The sequence below is a fragment of the Paracoccus sp. (in: a-proteobacteria) genome (assembly GCF_047605025.1).
Taxonomy (GTDB): domain Bacteria; phylum Pseudomonadota; class Alphaproteobacteria; order Rhodobacterales; family Rhodobacteraceae; genus Paracoccus.
In genome coordinates this window covers 78768-99496 of the sequence record NZ_JASGGO010000007.1, presented here as the reverse complement: position 1 = coordinate 99496, position 20729 = coordinate 78768, and the positions used below count along the sequence as shown (strand labels likewise).

21 protein-coding genes and 1 other RNA gene are annotated in these 20729 nt (G+C 67.4%); 16 read left to right on the top strand and 6 right to left on the bottom strand.

Annotated elements, in window-relative coordinates:
• Positions 1-3 precede the first annotated feature (3 nt).
• The 9 genes from secF to QM682_RS06100 all read left to right on the top strand — a co-directional run bounded on the left by secF (position 4) and on the right by QM682_RS06100 (position 6243).
• Positions 4-999 carry a protein translocase subunit SecF gene (gene secF / locus QM682_RS06140; RefSeq protein WP_415128058.1) on the top strand — a complete coding sequence of 332 codons (996 nt, stop codon included), beginning with the start codon at positions 4-6 and terminating at the stop codon, positions 997-999.
• The gene (locus QM682_RS06135) at positions 999-1355 is read left to right on the top strand and encodes an Mth938-like domain-containing protein (protein WP_415128057.1); all 357 of its coding nucleotides are present in this window, start codon (positions 999-1001) and stop codon (positions 1353-1355) included. The genes secF and QM682_RS06135 overlap by 1 nt, the downstream gene beginning before the upstream one ends.
• The gene (ccmA, locus tag QM682_RS06130; protein WP_415128056.1) at positions 1352-1978 is read left to right on the top strand and encodes a heme ABC exporter ATP-binding protein CcmA; all 627 of its coding nucleotides are present in this window, start codon (positions 1352-1354) and stop codon (positions 1976-1978) included. Before QM682_RS06135 ends, ccmA begins: the two co-directional genes overlap by 4 nt.
• A complete protein-coding gene (ccmB, locus tag QM682_RS06125; protein ID WP_415128055.1) occupies positions 1975-2631 on the top strand; it encodes a heme exporter protein CcmB in 657 nt (218 codons plus the stop codon). The genes ccmA and ccmB overlap by 4 nt, the downstream gene beginning before the upstream one ends.
• A gap of 39 nt (positions 2632-2670) precedes the next feature.
• Positions 2671-3396, top strand: coding sequence for a heme ABC transporter permease (locus QM682_RS06120; RefSeq protein ID WP_415128054.1), 726 nt, complete (start codon positions 2671-2673; stop codon positions 3394-3396).
• A complete protein-coding gene (gene ccmD / locus QM682_RS06115) occupies positions 3393-3536 on the top strand; it encodes a heme exporter protein CcmD (protein WP_415128053.1) in 144 nt (47 codons plus the stop codon). The genes QM682_RS06120 and ccmD overlap by 4 nt, the downstream gene beginning before the upstream one ends.
• Positions 3529-4068 (top strand): DsbE family thiol:disulfide interchange protein, encoded by a 540-nt coding sequence (locus tag QM682_RS06110; RefSeq protein WP_415128052.1) that lies wholly within the window; start codon positions 3529-3531, stop codon positions 4066-4068. Before ccmD ends, QM682_RS06110 begins: the two co-directional genes overlap by 8 nt.
• Before the next feature lie 139 nt (positions 4069-4207).
• Complete coding sequence (hisC, locus tag QM682_RS06105; RefSeq protein ID WP_415128051.1) at positions 4208-5311, top strand: histidinol-phosphate transaminase; 1104 nt, start codon at positions 4208-4210, stop codon at positions 5309-5311.
• A 53-nt stretch (positions 5312-5364) separates the two neighbouring features.
• Entirely contained in the window at positions 5365-6243 is an 879-nt protein-coding gene (locus QM682_RS06100) for a prephenate/arogenate dehydrogenase family protein (RefSeq protein WP_415128085.1), read from the top strand.
• On the opposite strand, the gene QM682_RS06095 is transcribed toward QM682_RS06100, so the two are convergent.
• On the bottom strand, positions 6240-7307 hold the full coding sequence (locus QM682_RS06095; RefSeq protein ID WP_415128050.1) for a DUF2125 domain-containing protein: 1068 nt from the start codon (positions 7305-7307) through the stop codon (positions 6240-6242). The genes QM682_RS06100 and QM682_RS06095 overlap by 4 nt on opposite strands.
• A gap of 102 nt (positions 7308-7409) precedes the next feature.
• Between QM682_RS06095 and QM682_RS06090 the strand changes: the two genes are divergently transcribed.
• From QM682_RS06090 to QM682_RS06080, 3 genes are all read left to right on the top strand, one after another.
• Positions 7410-7979: a gamma-glutamylcyclotransferase gene (locus QM682_RS06090; protein WP_415128049.1), complete on the top strand. Its 570-nt coding sequence runs from the start codon at positions 7410-7412 to the stop codon at positions 7977-7979.
• A gap of 123 nt (positions 7980-8102) precedes the next feature.
• On the top strand, positions 8103-9800 hold the full coding sequence (locus tag QM682_RS06085) for a hypothetical protein (protein WP_415128048.1): 1698 nt from the start codon (positions 8103-8105) through the stop codon (positions 9798-9800).
• Positions 9790-11244, top strand: coding sequence for a peptidoglycan -binding protein (locus tag QM682_RS06080; RefSeq protein ID WP_415128047.1), 1455 nt, complete (start codon positions 9790-9792; stop codon positions 11242-11244). The genes QM682_RS06085 and QM682_RS06080 overlap by 11 nt, the downstream gene beginning before the upstream one ends.
• Positions 11245-11921: 677 nt before the next feature.
• Here the strand turns inward: QM682_RS06080 and QM682_RS06075 are convergent.
• Both QM682_RS06075 and QM682_RS06070 read right to left on the bottom strand, forming a co-directional pair.
• Positions 11922-12893 (bottom strand): glycosyltransferase family 8 protein, encoded by a 972-nt coding sequence (locus QM682_RS06075; RefSeq protein ID WP_415128046.1) that lies wholly within the window; start codon positions 12891-12893, stop codon positions 11922-11924.
• Positions 12894-12955: 62 nt separating this feature from the next.
• The gene (locus QM682_RS06070; RefSeq protein WP_415128045.1) at positions 12956-13510 is read right to left on the bottom strand and encodes an NYN domain-containing protein; all 555 of its coding nucleotides are present in this window, start codon (positions 13508-13510) and stop codon (positions 12956-12958) included.
• A gap of 12 nt (positions 13511-13522) precedes the next feature.
• Between QM682_RS06070 and folK the strand changes: the two genes are divergently transcribed.
• From folK to QM682_RS06050, 4 genes are all read left to right on the top strand, one after another.
• The gene (gene folK / locus QM682_RS06065) at positions 13523-14116 is read left to right on the top strand and encodes a 2-amino-4-hydroxy-6-hydroxymethyldihydropteridine diphosphokinase (RefSeq protein WP_415128044.1); all 594 of its coding nucleotides are present in this window, start codon (positions 13523-13525) and stop codon (positions 14114-14116) included.
• A gap of 68 nt (positions 14117-14184) precedes the next feature.
• Complete coding sequence (gene rpoZ, locus QM682_RS06060; protein ID WP_415128043.1) at positions 14185-14541, top strand: DNA-directed RNA polymerase subunit omega; 357 nt, start codon at positions 14185-14187, stop codon at positions 14539-14541.
• A 21-nt stretch (positions 14542-14562) separates the two neighbouring features.
• Positions 14563-16680 carry a RelA/SpoT family protein gene (locus QM682_RS06055; protein ID WP_415128042.1) on the top strand — a complete coding sequence of 706 codons (2118 nt, stop codon included), beginning with the start codon at positions 14563-14565 and terminating at the stop codon, positions 16678-16680.
• Between the two features lie 229 nt (positions 16681-16909).
• Positions 16910-17839 carry a bifunctional helix-turn-helix transcriptional regulator/GNAT family N-acetyltransferase gene (locus QM682_RS06050; RefSeq protein WP_415128041.1) on the top strand — a complete coding sequence of 310 codons (930 nt, stop codon included), beginning with the start codon at positions 16910-16912 and terminating at the stop codon, positions 17837-17839.
• A 145-nt stretch (positions 17840-17984) separates the two neighbouring features.
• Here the strand turns inward: QM682_RS06050 and QM682_RS06045 are convergent, their stop codons facing one another.
• From QM682_RS06045 to ssrA, 3 genes are all read right to left on the bottom strand, one after another.
• Positions 17985-18926, bottom strand: coding sequence for a hypothetical protein (locus QM682_RS06045; protein WP_415128040.1), 942 nt, complete (start codon positions 18924-18926; stop codon positions 17985-17987).
• Positions 18926-20197 carry a glutamate-5-semialdehyde dehydrogenase gene (locus QM682_RS06040; protein WP_415128039.1) on the bottom strand — a complete coding sequence of 424 codons (1272 nt, stop codon included), beginning with the start codon at positions 20195-20197 and terminating at the stop codon, positions 18926-18928. Before QM682_RS06040 ends, QM682_RS06045 begins: the two co-directional genes overlap by 1 nt.
• A gap of 90 nt (positions 20198-20287) precedes the next feature.
• Positions 20288-20641: a transfer-messenger RNA gene (gene ssrA, locus QM682_RS06035) on the bottom strand.
• Positions 20642-20729: the final 88 nt, after the last annotated feature.

Sequence of the window (20729 nt, the reverse complement as noted above, 5' to 3'; positions counted from 1 at the left end):
ATTATGGCATTCCGTCTGAAACTTGTTCCTGACGAGACGCATTTCAACTTCTTCCGCTGGCAATGGCTGACCTTCGGCGTCTCGGCGGTGGCCATGATCGCCTCGGTCGTGGTCACGCTGGTCATGGGGCTGAACTTCGGCATCGACTTCAAGGGCGGCACCACGATCCGCACCGAAAGCTCGACCGCGTTCGAGGTGGGCGATTATCGCCAGGCGATCGAGAAGCTGGACCTGGGCGACCTGTCGATCACCGAGGTCTTCGACCCGACTTTCGGCGCCGACCGGCATGTCGCCATGATCCGCATCGGCACCACCGACGACACAGGCTCGGTCACGCCGGCCGAGTTGAACAAGGTCGAGGCCGCGCTGAAGGAGGTCGATCCGCAGGTGCGCTTCGCCGCCGTGGAATCGGTCGGTCCGAAGGTTTCGGGCGAATTGATCAAGACCGCCTTCTATGCGGTGGGCGCGGCATCGGTGGCGATCATGTTCTATATCTGGCTGCGCTTCGAATGGCAGTTCGCCATCGGGGCCGTGGTCTCGATCCTGCATGACGTGCTGCTGACGGTGGGGGTCTTCGCGCTGTTTCAGCTGAAGTTCGACCTGACGACCATCGCGGCGCTGCTGACGACGCTGGGCTATTCGGTGAACGACACGGTGGTGGTCTTCGACCGCCTGCGCGAGAACCTGATCAAGTTCAAGACCATGCCACTGATCGACGTGATGAACCTGACGGTGAACGAGACCCTGTCGCGCACGGTGATGACCGCCATGACCACCGCGCTGGCGCTGGGGGCGATGTATGTCTTCGGCGGCGACGTGATCCGGGGCTTTGTCTTCGCCATGCTTTGGGGCGTGTTCGTCGGCGCTTATTCCACGGTCTATGTCGCCAAGAACATCGTGCTGTGGCTGGGCGTGAAGCGTGACTGGACCAAACCCGGCGAGAAGCAGGAGAAATCGCCCCTGGACGACATTCCCGCCGCCTTCCGGGATGCGCCCTGATGGCCATGATGACGCCGACCGAGTTTCTGGGCGGCATGCCGGTGGACGGCTACGGCCCCGGCTTCTTCCGCATCGGCGGGCAGGTCCATCGCGGCGCGGTGATCGTGACCCCCGGCGGGGTGATCCCCTGGGCAGGGTTGGACGAGCGGACGGCCCTGCTGGCGCTTGCCGGACAGGTCGATGTGCTGTTTCTGGGCATGGGCGCCGATCCTGCCTTTCCGCCCCGCGATCTGGCGGCGGCGCTGGAACAGGCCGGGATCATGGTCGAAAGCATGAGCTCGCCCTCGGCCGCGCGCAGCTATAACGTCACCCTGTCCGAGGGGCGCAGGGTGGCCTGCGCGCTTCTGCCCCTATGACGCTGCTTGCCGCCCGCGACCTGGCCGTGGCGCGGGGCGGGTTGCGCGTTCTGGAAGGGGTTTCCTTCGATATCGGGGCCGGGCAGGCGCTGATCCTGCGCGGGCCGAACGGCCTGGGCAAGACCACGCTGCTGCGCGCTCTGGCGGGGTTGCAGCCCCTGGCCGGGGGCGAGGTGATCCACGCCCCCGAAAGCATGACCTATGCCGCCCATGCCGACGGGGTGAAGCCCGCGCTGACCGTGGCCGAGAACCTGCGCTTCTGGGCCGAGGTCTTTGGCGGCGCGGCCCTGGCGCCCGCGCTTGCGGCGATGAATCTGGCGGCGCTGGCCGACCGCCCGGCGGGCATGCTTTCGGCGGGGCAGCGGCGGCGGCTGGGGCTTGCGCGGCTGATGGTCGCGCGCCGCCCGATCTGGCTTCTGGACGAGCCGACGGTTTCTTTGGACGCGGCCTCGGTCGCGCTGTTCGCGGCCATGCTGCGGGAACATCTGGCGCGAGGGGGCGCGGCGGTCGTCGTCACCCATGCGGATCTGGGCCTGGATGCGCCCGTCCTGGATCTGACCCCTTTCCGCGCCCGCCCCAGGGCCGCCGGCCGCCCCGCCGGCTTCAACGAGGCTTTCGCATGAAGGCGCTTTTGCTGCGCGATCTGCGGCTGGCGGTTCGGGCGGGGGGTGGGTTCGGGCTGGCGCTGGCGTTCTTCCTGATCCTCTGCCTGCTGGTTCCCTTCGGCGTCGGACCCGAGGGCGCCGTGCTGGCCCGCATCGCGCCGGGCATCCTGTGGGTCGGGGCGCTGCTGGCCTGCCTTCTGTCGCTGGATCGCATCTTCGCCCTGGACCACGAGGATGGCAGCCTGGATCTGCTGGCCACCGCGCCCCTGCCCCTGGAGGGGGTGGTCGCGATCAAGGCGCTGGCGCATTGGCTGACGACCGGCCTGCCGCTGGTGATCTTCGCGCCGCTGCTTGGGGTGCTGCTGCATCTGCCCGGAGCGGCCTATCCCTGGCTGGTCGCCTCGCTGGCCTTGGGGACGCCCGCGCTGTCGATGCTGGGGGCTTTCGGCGCGGCGGTGACGGTGGGGCTGCGCCGAGGGGGGCTGTTGCTTTCGCTGCTGGTGCTGCCGCTTTATGTGCCGGTCCTGATCTTCGGCGCCGAGGCGGTGCGGCGCGGCGCCATGGGCGGGGATGCGGGCAGGCCCCTGGTCCTGCTGGCCGGGATCGGCCTGGGGGTTCTGGGCGCCATGCCCTTTGCCGGGGCCGCGGCCTTGCGCGCCAACCTGCGCTGAGTGGTTGAGCGGGGCCGAACTTCAAGCTAGGGAGAAGCCATGTCGATCTGGGACTATGCCAACCCTGCCAAGTTCATGCGCGTCTCGGGCGCGACGCTGCCCTGGCTGGCGGGCGGTGCGGCGCTGTGCTGCCTGGGCGGGCTGGCCTGGGGCTTTCTGACCCCGCCCGATTACCGGCAGGGCGCGACGGTCAAGATCATCTTCCTGCATGTGCCGGCGGCGCTGATGGCGATCAACGGCTGGCTGATGATGCTGGCGGCCTCGCTGATCTGGCTTGTGCGGCGCCATCACGTCAGCGCGCTGGTCGCCAGGGCCGCCGCGCCCGTGGGGGCGGTGATGACGGCGATCGCGCTGGTGACCGGGGCGATCTGGGGACAGCCGATGTGGGGCACCTGGTGGGAATGGGATCCGCGCCTGACCTCGTTCCTGATTCTGTTCCTGTTCTATCTGGGCTATATCGCGCTATGGGCGGCGGTCGAGGATGCTGACAGTGCCGCCGATCTGACCGGGATACTTTGCCTGGTCGGCTCGGTCTTCGCGCTTTTGTCGCGCTATGCGGTGAATTTCTGGAACCAGGGGCTGCATCAGGGCGCCTCGCTGTCGCTGGCGCCGGGCGAGAGGATGGCGGCGGTCTATAGATATCCGCTGTATCTTTCCATGCTGGGTTTCCTGCTGCTGTTCCTGGCGCTGGTGCTGGCACGGACCCGGACCGAGATCCGCCGCCGCCGTCTGGCCGCCCTGCTGGCGCGCGAGAATCGCGCATGATCGAGCTGGGGAAATATGCAGGCACGGTGCTTTCGGCCTATGCGGTCGGGCTGGCGCTGCTGGCGGGGATCGTGGTCCAGACCATCCGCGCCAGCCGCAAGGCCCGCGCCGCGCTGGAGGAGCATGAACGCCATGGCTAGGTTTCCGGCTCTGATGCTGCTGCCGCTGACGGTTTTCGCGGGCTTTGCCGGGATGGCGGGCTGGGCGCTTTTGCGCGACGATCCGGGGGGTGTGCCCTCGGCCATCGCCGGGCACGAGGCGCCGGAGATCGGCACCGGGACGCTGCCGGGCAAGGTGCCGCTGAGTGATGCGATGCTGCGCGAGCCGGGGCTGAAGCTGGTGAATTTCTGGGCGAGCTGGTGCCCGCCCTGCCGGGCCGAGCATCCGACGCTGATGGCGCTTTCGCGCGAGCTGCCGGTCTATGGCATAGACCTGAAGGACCCTCCGGCCAGCGCCGCGCGGTTCCTGGACGAGCATGGCGATCCCTTCAGGGCGCTGGCCGTCGATCCGCGCGGACGCACCGCCATCGACTGGGGCGTGACCGCCCCCCCCGAGACTTTCATCATCGACGGCGCGGGGCGCATCCTTTACCGCCATGCCGGGCCGCTGGTCGGGGACGATTACCGGCTGCGGTTCCTGCCCCAGTTGGAAAAGGCGCGCGCGGCCGAGTGACGGCGGCCGAGTGACGGCGCCGCCGCATGGGTATTTGGGAAACGAAGAAGCGGGGCGGCGCGCTGCCGGGCCTGGTGCAAGAAGCCTTTCCAATGCGGGCGGCCGGAGCTAAGACATGCGGGCTTGCAAGAGGCCCGATATGTCGCAGAATGAAACCGTCATCGCCCCGCAGCCCGGCATCATGGAGATCGCCCTTTACCAGGGGGGCGGCGCCAAGGTGGCGGGGATCGAGAACGTGGTGAAGCTGTCCTCGAACGAGAACCCGTTCGGGCCGTCGGACCGGGCGCGCGAGGCGCTGGTGCGGGCCGCTCACAGTCTGCACCGCTATCCGAATACCGATCACGCGAGCTTGCGCGCCGCCATCGGCGAGGTGCATGGGCTGGATTCCGACCGCATCATCTGCGGCGTCGGCTCGGACGAGATCATCCATTTCCTGTGCCAGGCCTATGCCGGGCCGGGGACCGAGGTGTTGTTCACCGAGCATGGCTTTCTGATGTATCGCATCAGCGCCCAGGCGGCGGGGGCCACCCCGGTCTCGGTCCCCGAGCGCGAGCGGGTGACGGATATAGACGCACTGATCGGCGCCGCGACCGAGCGCACGCGGCTGGTCTTTGTCGCCAATCCGAACAACCCGACCGGGACCATGATCGGCCTGCCCGAGCTTGAGCGGCTGGCCCGCGCCGTGCCGCAGGCGATCCTGGTGGTGGACGCGGCCTATGCGGAATATGTCGGGGATTACGATGGCGGCGCGGATCTGGCGACGCGATTGCCGAATGTGGTGATGACGCGGACCTTCTCGAAGATCTACGGGCTGGGTGGATTGCGCATCGGCTGGGGTTATGGCCCGCGCGCGATCATCGACGTGCTGAACCGCATCCGTGGCCCCTTCAACCTGTCGAACGCGGCGCTGGAGGCCGCCGAGGCCGCCATGCGCGACCGTGACCACGTTGCCCGCTGCCGGGCCGAGAATACCCGGATGCGCGCCTGGCTGGCCGAGGCCCTGGCCGAGAAGGGCGTGCCCTCGGACAGTTCCTGCGCGAATTTCATCCTGGCGCGCTTTGCCGACGAGGGGGTGGCCTCGGCCTGCGACGCGGCGCTGAAATCCGAAGGGCTGATCGTGCGCCAGGTGGCGGGCTATGGCCTGCCGCATTGCCTGCGCATCACGGTGGGCGACGAAGCCTCGTGCCGGCGCGTGGCCCATGTCATCGGCCGGTTCATGGCCAAGCGCGCGGGTGCCGCGTGAGCGTGGCCTATCAGCGGGTCGCCCTGATCGGGCTTGGCCTGATCGCCGGTTCGATGGCGCTGGCGATGCGCGCCGGGGGCCTGGCGGGCGAGATCGTGGGCCATGCACGTTCGGCCGGGACGCGGGCGGTCGCGCTGGAGATCGGGCTGGTCGACCGGGTCTGCGAGACGGCGGCGGAGGCGGTTCGGGGCGCAGACCTGGTGGTTCTGGCCGTGCCGGTGGGCGCGATGGGCGATGTCGCGGCCGAGATCGCGCCGCATCTGGCGCCGGGTGCGACGGTGACGGATGTGGGATCGGTCAAGCAGGCCGTGGTGCAGGCGGTGGCGCCGCATCTGCCCGAGGGCGTGCATTTCATTCCGGGCCATCCCCTGGCCGGGACCGAGCATTCGGGGCCGCGTTCGGGGTTCGCCTCGCTTTTTCAGAACCGCTGGTGGTTGTTCACCCCGGTCGAGGGCACGGATGAGGCGGCGTTCCGGCGCCTTGACGGGCTGATCCGCGCTTTCGGAGCCAAGACCGACCGGATGGATGCGGCGCATCACGATCTTGTCCTGGCTGTCACCAGCCATACGCCGCATCTGATCGCCTATACGATGGTGGGCGTCGCCGACCATCTGAAGCGCGTGACCGAGAGCGAGGTGGTGCAATATTCCGCCGCCGGTTTCCGGGATTTCACCCGCATCGCGGCCTCGGACCCGACGATGTGGCGCGACGTGTTCCTGCAAAACAAGGATGCGGTTCTGGACATTCTGGGCCGCTTCACCGAGGAACTGTTCGTGCTGCAACGTGCGATCCGCATGGGCGACGGCGCGCATCTGCACGATTACTTCACCCGTACCCGCGCGATCCGGCGCGGCATCATCGAGGCGGGGCAGGATACCTCGGCCCCGGATTTCGGCCGCGCCCATCCCGAGAAGGCCGAGAGCGCGGGCTAGCGCGGCGGCGCCAGAACGGGGGCCAGAACGGGAGCGGGACCGATCCTCAGCGGGCCAAGGCTTGTGCGCCCCTGCGAGAAGAGGATCGGCAGCCGGACCTCGCCCGCCTGGATCTTGGGCCAGGTCATCGGATGGGGCTGGCCGGGATCGGCGGCCTCGGCCTCGCCGGGCAGGGGCATGCCCGAGAGGCCGCGCAGCATGGTGCCCGTCAGCTTGACCACGCCTTCAGGGATCCAGCCCGCGACGGCGGCCGCATCCAGCATCCGGTCGGCATCGCTTGTATAGACCGCCAGCGCCCCCTGGGCGAGGCCCGCCGCGTCGGGCCGCAGATAGGCCGCGATTCGCGTGTTCAGACCACCCAGAGAGAGCTGGCCGTGGTCGATTCGCAGGCCGGTCAGGCGCGGCTGGGCCGTGGCGATGGCGGCGGGCGTGGCGGCGCGGTCCAGCCAGAGCCTTGCTTGCGCCGAAGCCGCGCCCTGGCCCGCGATCCCCAGCGCCGCCATCGCTTGAGCCAGGGGGGGCAGGGGCGCGGGCTCGATCCCCGTCAGGTCCAGCGCCATCTCATAGGCCGAGCCGCTGCCATGGGGCGCATCCCCGCCCAGCGGCACCATCACCGCGTCCAGTGTCAGTGACCGCGCCAGCGGCAGGCCCGCCAGCGTCATCGCCCCCGATGAGACATGCAGCCGGTCAGGTGCGAGGCGGGACATCAGCCGCAGCCTGACCTGGATCCGGGGATCGCTAAGCGTCAGCGGTTGCGGGCCGTTGCCCTGATCAAGGCTGATCTGGGGCGGCAGGTCCAGCAGCAGGGTGGTGGGCGACATCGGGCGCAGGAAAAGCTGCGCCTGGGGCGCGGCGATCACCCCCAGGGGCGTCTTGACCGCCACATCCGTCAAGGCCACCCCGATCCGGTCGGTCCGGCGCAGCGGCGCCGTGCCACCCGCGTGAAAGCCCGCGCCCGCCGCCGAAAGGTCGCGGATCTGCCGCGCCAGCAGCGTCTCGGCCCCCAGCCAAAGCCCGGCGATCCCCAGCGCCAGAAGGATCAGGGCGGCGATCAGCCTGGGCATTTGGTGGCTCCGGTCTTGAGGGGCGCATGGGCCGGCTTGGATTGCGCGCCATCCTGTCCTAACAATCGGGCAAGCGAAAGATCGGGCCGAAGATAAACCGTGATGACTGAAAAAAGCGTGAACGAATCCGAATATTGGGTCTTTGCCTATGGCTCGCTGCTGTGGGATCCCGGATTTGTCGTGGCGGAATCGGTTCCGGCGCGGCTGGACGGCTTTGCCCGCCGCTTCTGCCTGCTTTCGGTCGTCTATCGCGGCACGCGCGAGGCGCCGGGGCTGGTGTTGGGCCTGGATGCCGAGCCGGAGGCGCATTGCCAGGGCCTGGCGCTGCGCGTCGCGGCCCAGGACTGGCCCGAGGCGCTGGCGGGCCTGCGCGCGCGCGAGTTGACGACCCAGGCATATGAAGAGCGGATATTGCCGCTGGTGCTGTCGGACGGGCGGCAGGTGCTGGCCACGGCCTATGTCATCCGTCCCGAGCATGAGCAATATGCCGGCCGGATGGACCTGGCGCGGCAGGCCGGGATCATCGCGCGGGCCTCGGGTGGGCGCGGGCCGAATTACGACTATCTTTTCAATACCGCGAGCATGCTGGCCGAACTGGGGATCGAGGATCTGGACCTGCACGATCTTGAACGGCGGGTGCGCGCTCTGATCGCCGGTCCGGGGCGGGGCTGACCTTTCGCGCGCGGGCAAAGGCGGTGGCGATCAGCCCATTCGCGGCAAATGCCTGCGATCTTCTTGCATCAGGCGGGCATGGCTCTAAACTCGGCTTGCGATAACCGAACGGGAGAGTCCGAATTGCCGCCAGCCCAGACCGACAAGCCGGAAAAGGATCTGCCGGGCGATATGCTCTCTGATCCCGCGGAGGATGCGCCGCGCAAGGGCAGGGCCGCCCGGTTGGAGGCGCATCGCGGCGGGCCGGGATCGGGTCTGACTGATCCGACCGAGCCGCAATTCTCGCAGCCGGTGCGGCAGGTCGTGCTGATGCTGGCGGTTCTGGTGCTGGTGGTGACGGGAGCCTGGTTCGCCTATGCCCGGATCCTGCCGATCTTTGCCGCGAATCCGCTGCTGAACGGAGCGATTCTTGTGGTTTTCGGCCTGGGCGTGCTGACCTGTTTCTGGCAGGTGGGCCAGCTCATGCGCTCGGTCAGTTGGATCGAGCGTTATGCGGCGGGCCGCTTCGGCTATGGGCCGGGGGACCGCCCCGCGCCCGATGTGGCGCCGCGCCTGCTGGCGCCCTTGGCGAACATGCTGGGACTGCGCGGGCCTTTGGCGGGGGTGATCTCGACCGAGCAGGCGCGCTCGATCCAGGATTCGGTCGCGACGCGCATCGACGAGGCCCGCGACATCACCCGGTATCTGGCTAACCTGCTGATCTTCCTTGGGCTTCTTGGCACTTTCTACGGGCTGGCGACCACCGTGCCCGCCATCGTGGAAACGATCCGCACCCTGGCCCCGGATCAGGGCGAAAGCGGCGTCGATGTCTTCGACAAGCTGATGCACGGTCTGGAAACCCAGCTTGGCGGCATGGCAACGGCTTTTTCCAGTTCGCTTCTGGGGCTGGCGGGATCGCTGGTCGTGGGTCTGCTGGAGCTTTTCGCGAGCCATGGCCAGAACCGCTTTTACCGCGAGCTTGAGGAATGGCTGTCGGGCTTTACCCGTGTCGGCATCGCCTCGGGCGAGGGGGGGCTGGACGCCGGGGCGCTGGCGGAATTCGTCCAGGGCATCGGCGCGCGGATGGCGGCGCTTCAGGATTATTATGCCGAGCGCGATCTTCTGCGCGACGAGGAGGCGAGCGAGGCGGATGCCCGCTCGCTGGCGCTGGCCGATCAGGTCAGCCGGCTGGTGGATCTTCTGGGCGTGGATCGTGACCGGCTGACCTCGCATCTGGTCGAGGAGGGCCGCGTCCATGGCGAGGCGCAGCGGCAGTTGGTCGCGGGAATCGAGCGGATCGCCGCAGGGCTGGCGGCGCGGGACGATGCTCCGGTGCTGACCGCGCTGGAGCGGCTGGCCCAGGGACAGGAACGGGCGCCGCAGTCCGATCCGGCGATGCTGGCCGCGCTGGACCGCGTGGCGCAGGGGCAAGAGCATCTGGCGGCACAGGCCCGGACCCCGGTGACGCTGCCCGAGGAATTTACCCTGGCGCTGGCCCGGATCACCGAGGGCCAGAATCGTCTGGCCCTGATGGCCGATCAGCCGCAGGGCGACGGCGCCCAGATCGCGGCGCTGAATCGCGGCCTGGGCCGGCTGGCCGAGGGGCAGGCGCGGCTGGTCGAGCTGGCCGAATCGCGTCCCGAGGTCCGCCCCATGGGTGCGGCGCCGGCCGCCCAGGACGATCCCGAGGCGCGGATGCGGCTGCGCTCGATCGACGTGCAGCTTGGCCGGCTGGTCGAGGAAAGCGCCGCCAGCCGCGACGGGCTGATCTCGGAACTGCGCGAGGATCTGGCGGCGCTGACCCGCGCCATCCGCGCGCTGGAGGCGCGGCATGGGGCTTAGCCGCAACGGGCGGGAACGTTTCTCGGCCAATGTCTGGCCGGGCTTCGTCGACGCGCTTTCGACACTGCTTCTGGTGCTGATCTTCGCGCTGACCATCTTTATGGTGCTGCAAACCGTGCTGCGCGAAAGAATCACGACGCAGGACAGCCAGTTGCGGCAACTGGGCGACGAGATCGCGGGCAAGGACAGCCAGTTGAGCGACCTGAGCGCGCGGGTGGCGACGCTGACCGAGACGCTGGCGACCTCGCAAAGCCGGGCCGACGGGCTAAGCACGGACCTGGCCGATGCCCGGCGGCGCGAACTTGCGGCTCAGGCTGCCATCGCCCAGGCCCGCACCGAAATCGACGCCCAGGCCGAGCAGGCCCGGCTGGCCGCCGCCCGGCGCGAGGCGCTGGAGGCGCTGGTCGCGGATCTGCGCCAGCGCAATGCCGAGGCCGGGACCAACCTGGCCGAAACGCAGGCGCGACTTTCCGAGGCAGAGGCTGCCCGCCTGGCCGATGGCGCCGCCGCCCTGGCCTTGCAGGAGCGGCTGGAGAAGTCGGGTGCCGCGCTTTCCGCCGCGAACCTGGCGCTGGAGGCGCAGCGCAAGAAGGCCGAGGAGACGCTGACGCTGCTGGCCGCGGCCGAGGCCGCGCGCGACGATCTTGGCGGCAAGCTTGAGGCTCAGGCGGGTGAAGCGCAGCGTCAGGCGGGTCTGCTGGCCCTGGCGCAGCAGAAGCTTTCGCGCCAGGACGCGCTTTCGTCCGAGGATCAGCGCCGGGTCACGCTGCTGAACCAGCAGGTGCGGCATTTGAACGACCAGCTTGGCAGCTTGCAGGCCGTCTTGCAGACCGCCGCGACCGACAAGCAGGAGGCCGACGCGCAGGTCGAGGATCTGGGCCGGCAGTTGAACGTGGCGCTTGTCCGCGCCGCCGAGGAAGAGCGTCAGCGCCGCGCGCTTGAGGAGGAGGCCCGCAGCCGTGCCGAGGCCGAGGCGCGGGACCTGAGCCGTTATCGCTCGGAATTCTTCGGCCGGCTGTCGCAGATCCTGGCCGGGCGCGAGGGCGTGCGCGTGGTGGGCGACCGCTTCGCGCTGAGTTCCGAGGTGTTGTTTCCGGTGGGGGAAGCCACGCTTTCGGCCGAGGGCAAAGCCCAGATCGCCCGCGTGACCGAGACGCTGAAGCAGATCGCCGGAGAGATCCCGCCCGAGATCGACTGGATCATCCGCGTCGATGGTCATACCGACAGTCAGCCGCTTTCCGGCCAGGGCCGTTATCGCGACAATCGCGAGTTGAGCCAGGCGCGGGCCTTGTCGGTGGTGCGCTATATGGTGGACGATCTGGGCTTTCCGGCGAATCGCCTGCTGCCGGCGGGCTTTGCCGATACCCGGCCCGTGACCCAGGGCACCACCCCCGAGGCCATGGCCCAGAACCGCCGCATCGAGTTGAAGCTGACCGAACGCTGAGGGGCGAGAGGTGGGCGGAATGGGTATTTGAAAAGCGAAGATCCACCTGGGTAGGCGCGTGATTCCGTAATCGGGAAACGGTGATTTGCCGCCGCGAATGGCCGGGGCGGCGGTAAAGAGCCATGAAGCCGGTTGGACCTGAAAAGCGCGGGCGCGGCGCGTGCCGAATCTGCGGCATGATCGGTGTTCGGAGCGCCGGTTCCTGCTGATGCTCCATGCCATGAGGGTTGTGTGAACGGGCAGAGGATGATCGCCAGATGGCCCGGCCTTCGCCCGATCTTCCTGGTGTGATCCGCGCCGCAAGAGCTTCGGCGCGATGCCGGGGGCGTGATCGCTGTCCGTGGCGCGTGGAGCTTGAGACCGCGATGATCCCGAAACCGCGTCGGCGTATCGGGCGATCAGCCTGGGGCTGGCGGCTTGCGCATCTGCTTCATTCAGTTCCTGAGGCTGATGTGGCGCGCCATCGCCCGCCTGGGCTTGGCGGTGGCGGGGCAGCATGCGGGGATTGTCTGATCCGCGTCCCGGAAGGGGCTTCTTGACAGGAAAGGGAAAGCGCGCCCGTCACGGCCGCGCATCGTTTTGGGTGTATCGGCCCTGGCTTTGAGCAGCGATCAGCCTTGAACAGAGAGAGGCGCGGTATTTTTCGTCGTTGCCGCGCGCGTCCGGTGGGGGGGCGATCAGGCGCGCGGATCTGTCAGGGTGTATGGGTCGGGGAAGCGGTTGAGATAGCGCAGCATCGGTCCCGCCGCGCGCCATTGCCGGAAAAGCGCGGTGCGCAGTGCGCCGGCCTCGGGCCAGTGGCGGTCCCCGGAATGCGAGACCTGGGGCGCCTCGGGGAAGTGTTGGCGCAGAATCCGGCCGAACCCTTCGCGCAGGCGCATGGGCACGATCCCCTTGGAGCTGTCGAGCCAAGGCTTTCGCGTGCCGATGAAATGGATCAGGCAGGGATCGGCCATCGCCGTCAGATGCGCCGAGGCGCTGGTGAATTGCCAGTTCCAGAGCGGGCTGATCTCGGCCCAGTCGCCCTTGAGGCTGCCATTCATCAGTGCCTGGTCGCGGCCCAGCCCGGCCAGATGGCGGCGCGCGAAATCGGTGGTGCGGGCGGGCAGATCCTGCTGGTGGAACGCCTGGGTGTCGATCATCACCACGCCGGCGTTGAAATAGGGATGGGCGGGTTCGCCCAGGGCCTTGAACTCGCCGACCTTTCGTGTCGGTGTGCGCCATTGGCGATTGTCGCGCACCGCCGCCACCGCGCGGCCCAGCATGTCCGCCGCCATCAGCCGGGCGGGATCGCCGCGCTCGTAAAGGGTATCCGCGTCGATCACCAGGATGCGCCGGTAATGGCCGCGCAGCGCATTGCCCAGAAACAATTCCATATAGGTCGCGAGCGAGCGGCGCGCATCCAGAGGCAGGGCGTCCAGAAGCGTTTCGTCCCGCGCCGCGACATGGCCGATCCCGGCCTGGCTTAGCGCGGGCGGCAGGGGGACCTGCTCGGGGCCGCCGATCAGCACGTCATGCGCATGGCCCGCCGCCGCCATGGCCAGGGCGGGGGCGGCGGCATAGGGCAGGTAATTGGCATCGCAGGCGACGATGACCGCGCTGTCATGCCGGGGGGTGAAGCCGGGGCTGAAGATCGGGGTCAAGCTCACGTCGGGTTCCTAATGATGCCGCCTGCCATTCAGGGCTGGCGCGGGCATTTGGCTGGCACGGGTCAGCTTTCCACCGCCGGCGCATGTTCGCGCGGGGGGCGGCCGATGATGTCGCGCAGCGCGTCCAGTTCGATGAAGTTGTCGGCTTGGCGGCGCAGTTCGTCCGCGATCATCGGCGGCTGGCTGCGCATGGTCGAGACCACCGAGACGCGCACGCCCTGGCGTTGCAGCGCCTCGACCAAGGGGCGGAAATCGCCATCGCCCGAGAACAGGACCGCATGGTCCAGGCGCGTGGCAAGCTCCATCGCGTTTACCACAAGTTCGACATCCATGTTACCCTTGACCTTCCGCCGGCCCATGCTGTCGGTGTATTCGCGCGCCGGCTTGGTCACCATCGAAAAGCCGTTGTAATGCAGCCAGTCGACCAGAGGCCGGATGGGAGAGTAATCCTCGTTCTCAAGGAGCGCGGTGTAATAATAGGCCCGGATCAGCTTGCCGCGCCGTTCGAATTCTTGCCGCAGCAACTTGTAGTCGATATCGAAGCCCAGTGACTTCGCGGCGGCGTAGAGATTCGACCCGTCGATGAACAATGCCAGCCGGTCGTCTTTGTAGAACACGATACCCTCGTTATGAATGATCAGTCATTATCAAGCCCGACACTAGCCCTGATCGCTCTTGGCGGAAACCTGCCGAGTTCGGCAGGTTCGCCGCAGGACGGGCTGCGCAGCGCCTTGCGGCATCTTGCAAATTTGCCTGAAATCACGATAATGGCCGTTAGCCGCCTATGGTCTACGCCCGCATGGCCCTTGGGTAGCGGTCCCGACTATATTAATGCTGCGCTGGCCGCGAAAACAAGGCTGATGCCGGTAGAATTGTTGGCGCTTTTGCACCGGATCGAGGCGCGGTTCGGGCGCGTGCGCGATGGTGGGCGCTGGCAGCCGCGCGGGTTGGACCTGGATCTGATCGCCTGGGGCGATGCGGTGCTGCCCGATCCGGCCACTCATGAACATTGGCGCGCCCTGCCGCCCGAGGCGCAGGCCCGGCTGGCGCCGGAGCAACTGATCCTGCCCCATCCGAGGATGCAGGATCGCGGCTTCGTGCTGGCGCCCCTGGCCGAGGTGGCCCCTGCCTGGGTTCATCCGCGGCTGGGGCGCAGCGTGGCGCAGATGCTTGCGGACTTGCCTGCGACCGCAATGCGGGGTATTAGGCCGGCAACTTCTTGACATTTGTCTGGCGATTGCCGATCTATCCGGCCTTGCCATGCATTCTGATTCCCAACCAAAGGTGACCTATGGCCCGCGTGACAGTCGAAGATTGCGTCGACAAGGTTCCGAACCGTTTCGATCTGGTGATGCTGGCGGCCCATCGCGCCCGCGAAATCGCGGCCGGCAGCCCGCTGACCGTGGACCGCGACAATGACAAGAACCCGGTCGTGTCGCTGCGCGAGATCGCCGATGAGACCCAGCCCGTGGACGAACTGCGCGAGCGCATGATCGAGGCGACCCAGACCCAGATCGAGGTCGACGAGCCGGAAGAGGACGCGATGGCTCTGCTTCTGGGTGCCGAGATCGACCGTCCCAAGCCCGTGGACGAAGAATCCGAGGAGCGCATGCTGCGCATGATGCTGGACGCCCAGGGTCGCGGTTGAGCGTAAGGTCTTCGGCCCGAAATGATTGATGTCGAAGACCTGATCGCACTGGTCAAGAACTATAATCCGCGCACCAATGCCGATCTGATCCGCGATGCCTATGAATATGGGCGTCGCATGCACGAGGGCCAGTTCCGCCATTCGGGCGAGCCCTATTTCACCCATCCCGTCGCCGTCGCCGCCATCCTGACCGAGATGCGGCTGGACGATGCCACCATCGTGACCGCGCTTCTGCACGACACGATCGAGGACACCCGCTCGACCTGGACCGAAGTGTCGCAGATGTTCACCCGCGAGATCGCGGATCTGGTCGATGGCGTCACCAAGCTGACCAACCTGCAACTGTCCGGCGCCCACAGCAAGCAGGCCGAGAATTTCCGCAAGCTTTTCATGGCCATGTCGCGCGATCTTCGCGTGATCCTGGTCAAGCTGGCGGACCGGCTGCACAATATGCGCACGATCAAGTCGATGCGGCCCGACAAGCAGACGCAGAAGGCGCGCGAGACGATGGAGATCTATGCGCCGCTTGCCGGTCGCATGGGCATGCAATGGATGCGCGAAGAGCTTGAGGACCTGGCCTTCAAGGTCATCAACCCCGAGGCGCGCAATTCGATCATCCGCCGCTTTGTCAGCCTGCAACGCGAATCCGGCGACGTGATCCCGAAGATCACCGCCGACATCCGGGCCGAGCTGGAGCGCGAGGGGATCGAGGCCGATGTCTACGGCCGCGCCAAGAAACCCTTCAGCATCTGGCGCAAGATGCAGGAAAAGCAGCTTTCCTTTTCACGCCTGTCGGACATCTACGGCTTTCGCATCATCACCCGGACCGAGGCCGATTGCTATCGCACCCTGGGCGTGATCCATCACCGCTGGCGCGCCGTGCCGGGGCGGTTCAAGGATTACATCAGCCAGCCCAAGGCGAACGGCTACCGCTCGATCCACACCACCGTTTCGGGGCGCGACGGCAAGCGGGTCGAGGTGCAGATCCGCACCCGCCAGATGCACGAGGTGGCCGAATCGGGCGTCGCCGCGCATTGGGCCTATCGCGACGGGGCGCGCACGGAAAACCCCTTCGCCGTCGATCCCGGCGAATGGATCTCCAGCCTGACCGAACGCTTCGGCGAAGAGGATCATGACGAGTTTCTTGAGCATGTGAAGCTTGAGATGTATTCGGATCAGGTCTTCTGCTTTTCGCCCAAGGGCGACGTGATTCCGCTGCCGAAGGGCGCGACGCCGATTGATTTCGCCTATGCGATCCACACCCGGCTGGGCAATTCCTGCGTCGGCGCCAAGGTGGACGGCATCCGCGTGCCGCTATGGACGCGGCTGAAGAACGGGCAGTCGGTGGACATCATCTCGGCCTCGGGGCAGCGGCCGCAGCCGACATGGCTTGACATCGTGGTGACGGGCCGCGCCAAGGCCGCGATCCGCCGCAGCCTGCGGCAAGAGGACCGGACGCGCTTCATCAAGCTTGGCTCGGAACTGGTCCGCGTGGCGTTCGAGCATGTCGGCCGCAAGGTCAGCGACAAGGCCCTGCGCACGGCGGCCAAGACCATGGCCCTGCCCGACACGGATGAACTGCTGGCCCGGATCGGCAGCGCCGAGATTTCCGCCCATGCGGTGCTGGCGGCGCTTTATCCCGAACTGGCCGCCAAACGCTCCGAGATCGACGCGAGCCGGGCCGTGGCCGGGCTTGAGGCGGATCAGGAATTCACCCGCGCGCCCTGCTGCAATCCCCTGCCGGGCGAGCGTATCGTCGGCATCACCTATCGCGGCAAGGGCGTGGTGATCCATGCCATCGACTGCCCCGTGCTCGCCGAGTTCGAGGACAGCCCCGAGCGTTGGGTCGACCTGCACTGGCGCGAGGGCCAGCACCCACCCGCCTATTCCACGGTGCTTTCGCTGACCATCCGCAACGATGCGGGCGTTCTGGGGCGGATCTGCACGCTGATCGGGGTGCAGGGGGCCAATATCTCGAACCTGGAATTCATCGATCGCAAGCCGGATTTCTACCGGCTGCGCATCGAGGTGGAGTTGCGCGACAGCGAGCATCTGCATGCGCTGCTGACGGCGCTCGATGCCGAGCAGGATGTCGCCCAGGTCTCGCGCATCCGCGATGTCCTGGCGCATGTCGAGTAGGGGAACCGCATCTCTGGACCTGGTTCACGATTCCTCGATGGATGGTGCTTGAACGATCCACTCGGTCAATGCCGCGCCGGTTCATGAATCCGCGAATCGAGCCCGTCGACGCCACTGGTCCGAGAAAAGTTTCGCCGTTGGCAGGATTTCCGATCAAGCGGATATGGGCCTGTTGACAGGAAGGCATTCAAGCTGAAATGGTTGCTATACACAACCATATGGTTCGCGCATGTCATCCTCTCTTCAAGTCGTCGATTCGATCCGCACCGCCTCTCGCCAACTCGTTCGTGAATTGGGGTTTACCGGCAGGGATTTCGCGGGAACCGCCCTTTCACCTTCGGCGGTCCATGCCCTGATCGAGATCGAGCAAGGCGGGCTGACCGCCCGCGATCTGGGCGCGATGCTGCATCTTGAAAAATCAAGCGTCAGCCGGATGCTTCGCAGGCTGGTCGAGGCCGGTGACGTGGTGGAACAGGTAGGCGAGGATGACGGCCGCATGAAGCTGCTCTCGCTGACCCCGTCGGGCAAGGACCGCGTTGCCGCAATCCATGAATTTGCCCGCGCGCAGGTCGCCAGGGCGTTCGCGCATCTGACCGCCGAACAGGGCCGCACCGTGTTGGAGGGGCTGCGCCTTTATGGCAATGCGCTGGCCGGAAAACCGCTGCGCACGCCCGTCGAGATCTGCGCCGGCTACAGGCCGGGCCTCATTGGCCGCATCGCCGAGATGCACGCGCTTTACTACGCGCGGACATCGGGCTTTGGACAAGTGTTCGAATCCGTTGTCGCGGGTGGCCTGGCCGAGTTCGGGGGCCGCCTGGGTAAAAGCCGGAACGAAATCTGGGCGGCATTGAAAGGCGGTCATATCGTCGGCTCCGTCGCCATGGACGGCGAAGACATGGGGGCGGGCATCGCGCATCTAAGATGGTTCATCGTCGATGACATGGTGCGCGGCGGCGGGGCCGGGAAACGGTTGCTCGATGCGGCATTGGCCTTTGCGGACCGGCAGGGCTTTGCCGAAACGCATCTTTGGACGTTCTCCGGGCTGGATGCGGCGCGGCACCTCTATGAAGCGCGCGGCTTCGCGCTGGTCGAGGAACGCCCCGGCTCCCAATGGGGAAGCGAGGTGCTGGAGCAGCGTTTCGTCAGAGCCCTGCCGTGATACGCATATGCCGGAGGGGATCGGGACGCGCCGCGCGGCCTCATCGCCGCCGCATCGCCCTGAGCCGCGAAATCAGCGCTCCCTTCGTCGACGCCCTTGCCGACATGCCTCGGGCAGGCACGGAGAGCGTAAGGGACTATGCCGTCTAGGCGCGGCAATCGAGGGCGCGTTGCAGCCGGCGCAGCAGGCCGGGCGGGATCTGCGGCGCGGTCTCAAGCAGGGCATGGAGCCGCGTCTCGGCGCTGTCGTCGCCCTGTTCCAGAAGCAGCAGCGCCGCCTCGACCCCCAGCCGCGCGGGACCTTGGGCGGCCAGAGCATGCAATTCCCGCGCCGCCCGCTCGGGATGGCGGGGCAGGGCCGCCTCGGCCAGGCGCAGGCGATAGCTGGCGCTGCCGCGCCGGGCGGCGCGATGCATGTGGCGGATCGCGGGCACATCGATGCGGTCCCGAACCACCATTTCGGCCAGCCGGCCCACGCCGCCGGCTTCTCCGACAAGGCTGGTCGCGGGATGGCCGCCATGCGGCAGCGCCACGGCGGTCAGGCCCGGAAACCCGGCATGGATCAGCGCCGCATGGGCGCGGTCGGCGGTGATGCTGGGGTCATAGATCAGCAGGCCGCCGATGCCGGTATCGCCGCGCGATTCGGGCGTCGGCATGGGCTGGCCTATGCGGGCGAATTTGCCGTGCCGGGCGGGATCGAAGGGCGCGACCGCCGGATCTATGGAATATTGCGGCGAGACCGCCATCACCCGCCGTGCCCGGCAGGCGGCCGAGTAAAGCAGCGCGGCATAGCCGCCCATGGAAAAGCCCGTGGCGGTGACCTCGGCATAGCTTGCGGTTGCGCGGGTCAGCGCCTGCGCCAGCATGGCGCTTTTCGGCGACAGGAACCAATCGCGCCGCGCGGTCTGCACCACCAGCGCATCAATGCCCAGCCGCTGCGCAAAGCGGGGGCATGAAGGCGGCGCGAAGCCCCGCATCGCCTCGCCGCGACCATGTTCGAAGCTGACCACGGCCAGGCGGCCGTCACCGGCCCCGCGAAACAGCGCGATGCGATGGCGGGCGTCCTGATGCAGCGTTTCGGCGGCCATCAGGCGCGGATCGCGCCATCGCCCGTGACCAGGTATTTGAAACTGGTCAATTGCTCGGCCCCGACCGGCCCACGCGCATGCATCTTGCCGGTGGCGATGCCGATTTCGGCGCCCATGCCGAACTCGCCCCCGTCGGCGAACTGGGTCGAGGCATTGCGCATCAGGATCGCGCTGTCCAGCCCCTGGAAGAATCGCTCGGCGGTGGCGTCGTTCTGGGTCAGAATCGCTTCGGTATGACCCGAGCCGTGGCGGCGGATATGGGCGATTGCCGCCTCGACCCCATCGACCAGCCTGACGGCGATGATCTTGTCCAGAAATTCCTGCCCGAAATCCGAGGGCTGGGCGGGAACGGTGCCCGGCACCTTGGCCAACTCGCCCTCGGCGCGCACCTCGACGCCGGCGTCCAGCAGGTCCTGGATCAGCACGGCGCCGTGCTTGGCAAGGAAGGCGCGGTCGATCAGCAGGCATTCGGCGGCACCGCAGATGCCGGTGCGCCGGGTCTTGGCGTTCAGCACCACGCGGCGGGCCTTTTCCAGATCGGCGTCGCCATCGGCATAGATGTGGCAGATGCCTTCAAGATGCGCGAAGACAGGCACGCGGGCCTCTTGCTGGACCAGGCCGACCAGGCCCTTGCCGCCGCGCGGCACGATCACGTCGATCAGTCCCTGGGCGCGTAGCATCGCGCCCACCGCCTCGCGGTCGCGGGTCGGCACCATCTGCACCGCCGAGGCCGGCAGCCCGGCCTGGACCAGCCCCCGCACCAGCGCAGCATGGATCGCGGTCGAACTGTTCAGGCTTTCCGAGCCGCCCCGCAGAATCACCGCGTTGCCCGCCTTCAGTGCCAGCGCGGCCGCGTCGGCGGTGACATTGGGTCGGCTTTCATAGATCACGCCGATGACCCCCAGGGGCGTGGCCACGCGGCGGATGTTCAACCCGTTCGGACGGTCCCATTCGGCCAGGATTCTGCCCACCGGATCGGGCTGCTCGGCCACGGCGCGCAACCCGTCCACCATGGCGCGGACGCGGGCGGGATCCAGCTTCAGCCGGTCCAGCATGGCGGGGGCGGCGCCTTTTTCCTGCGCCGCCGCCATGTCTAGCGTATTGGCGCCCAGGATCGCCCCCTCGGCCTCGCGGATGGCCTCGGCGGCAGCGATCAGGGCGGCATGCTTGCGCTCGGCGCTGGCGCTGGCCAGGGTAAGGGCTGCCTCGCGCGCCTGCGCGCCCAACGTGGCGATCAGCGCATCGGCATCGGACATGGACAGGTCTTTCATCACGGGCTTTCCCTTGCAATGGGCAAAGACATAGGCGGGAAGACCCGCGAAAACCAGCAGAGAATACCTTGTTCGGGAAAGGGGAGGGAGGGTGCAGGATTCTGTTGCCAGGCTCCTGCGGGCCCCGCCTTACGCTGCTAGGCGCAAGGGCTTAAGTTTCGGTTACCCGAGCTGCTTACGCAGCCAGAGCGACCGGAGCACGGTTGTCGTTGGCAACTGTACAATTTGCACCGATGACGGTGGTAGCTCACCGAGACAAAGCAAACAGCTTTAGACGTTCGTCGATCCTGTTTCGGCCCCATGTGCCCCCAACGAGGGACTCTGGTGGAGCCGCCGGGTACCGCCCCCGGGTCCGATCCGCTTATTACCTGCGCGTTTATGTCCATAGTCCGGGCGAACCCGAACAATCCAGATATAGGCCCCGGTCCTGCGGTGCGCAAGAGAGGGGAACGCTGTTCCCCTCTTGGCCCGTGCCGTGCCAATTCACCCCTTGAGGTATTTGGCAAGCGGAGAAAGCCAAAGCGCGGCGGCT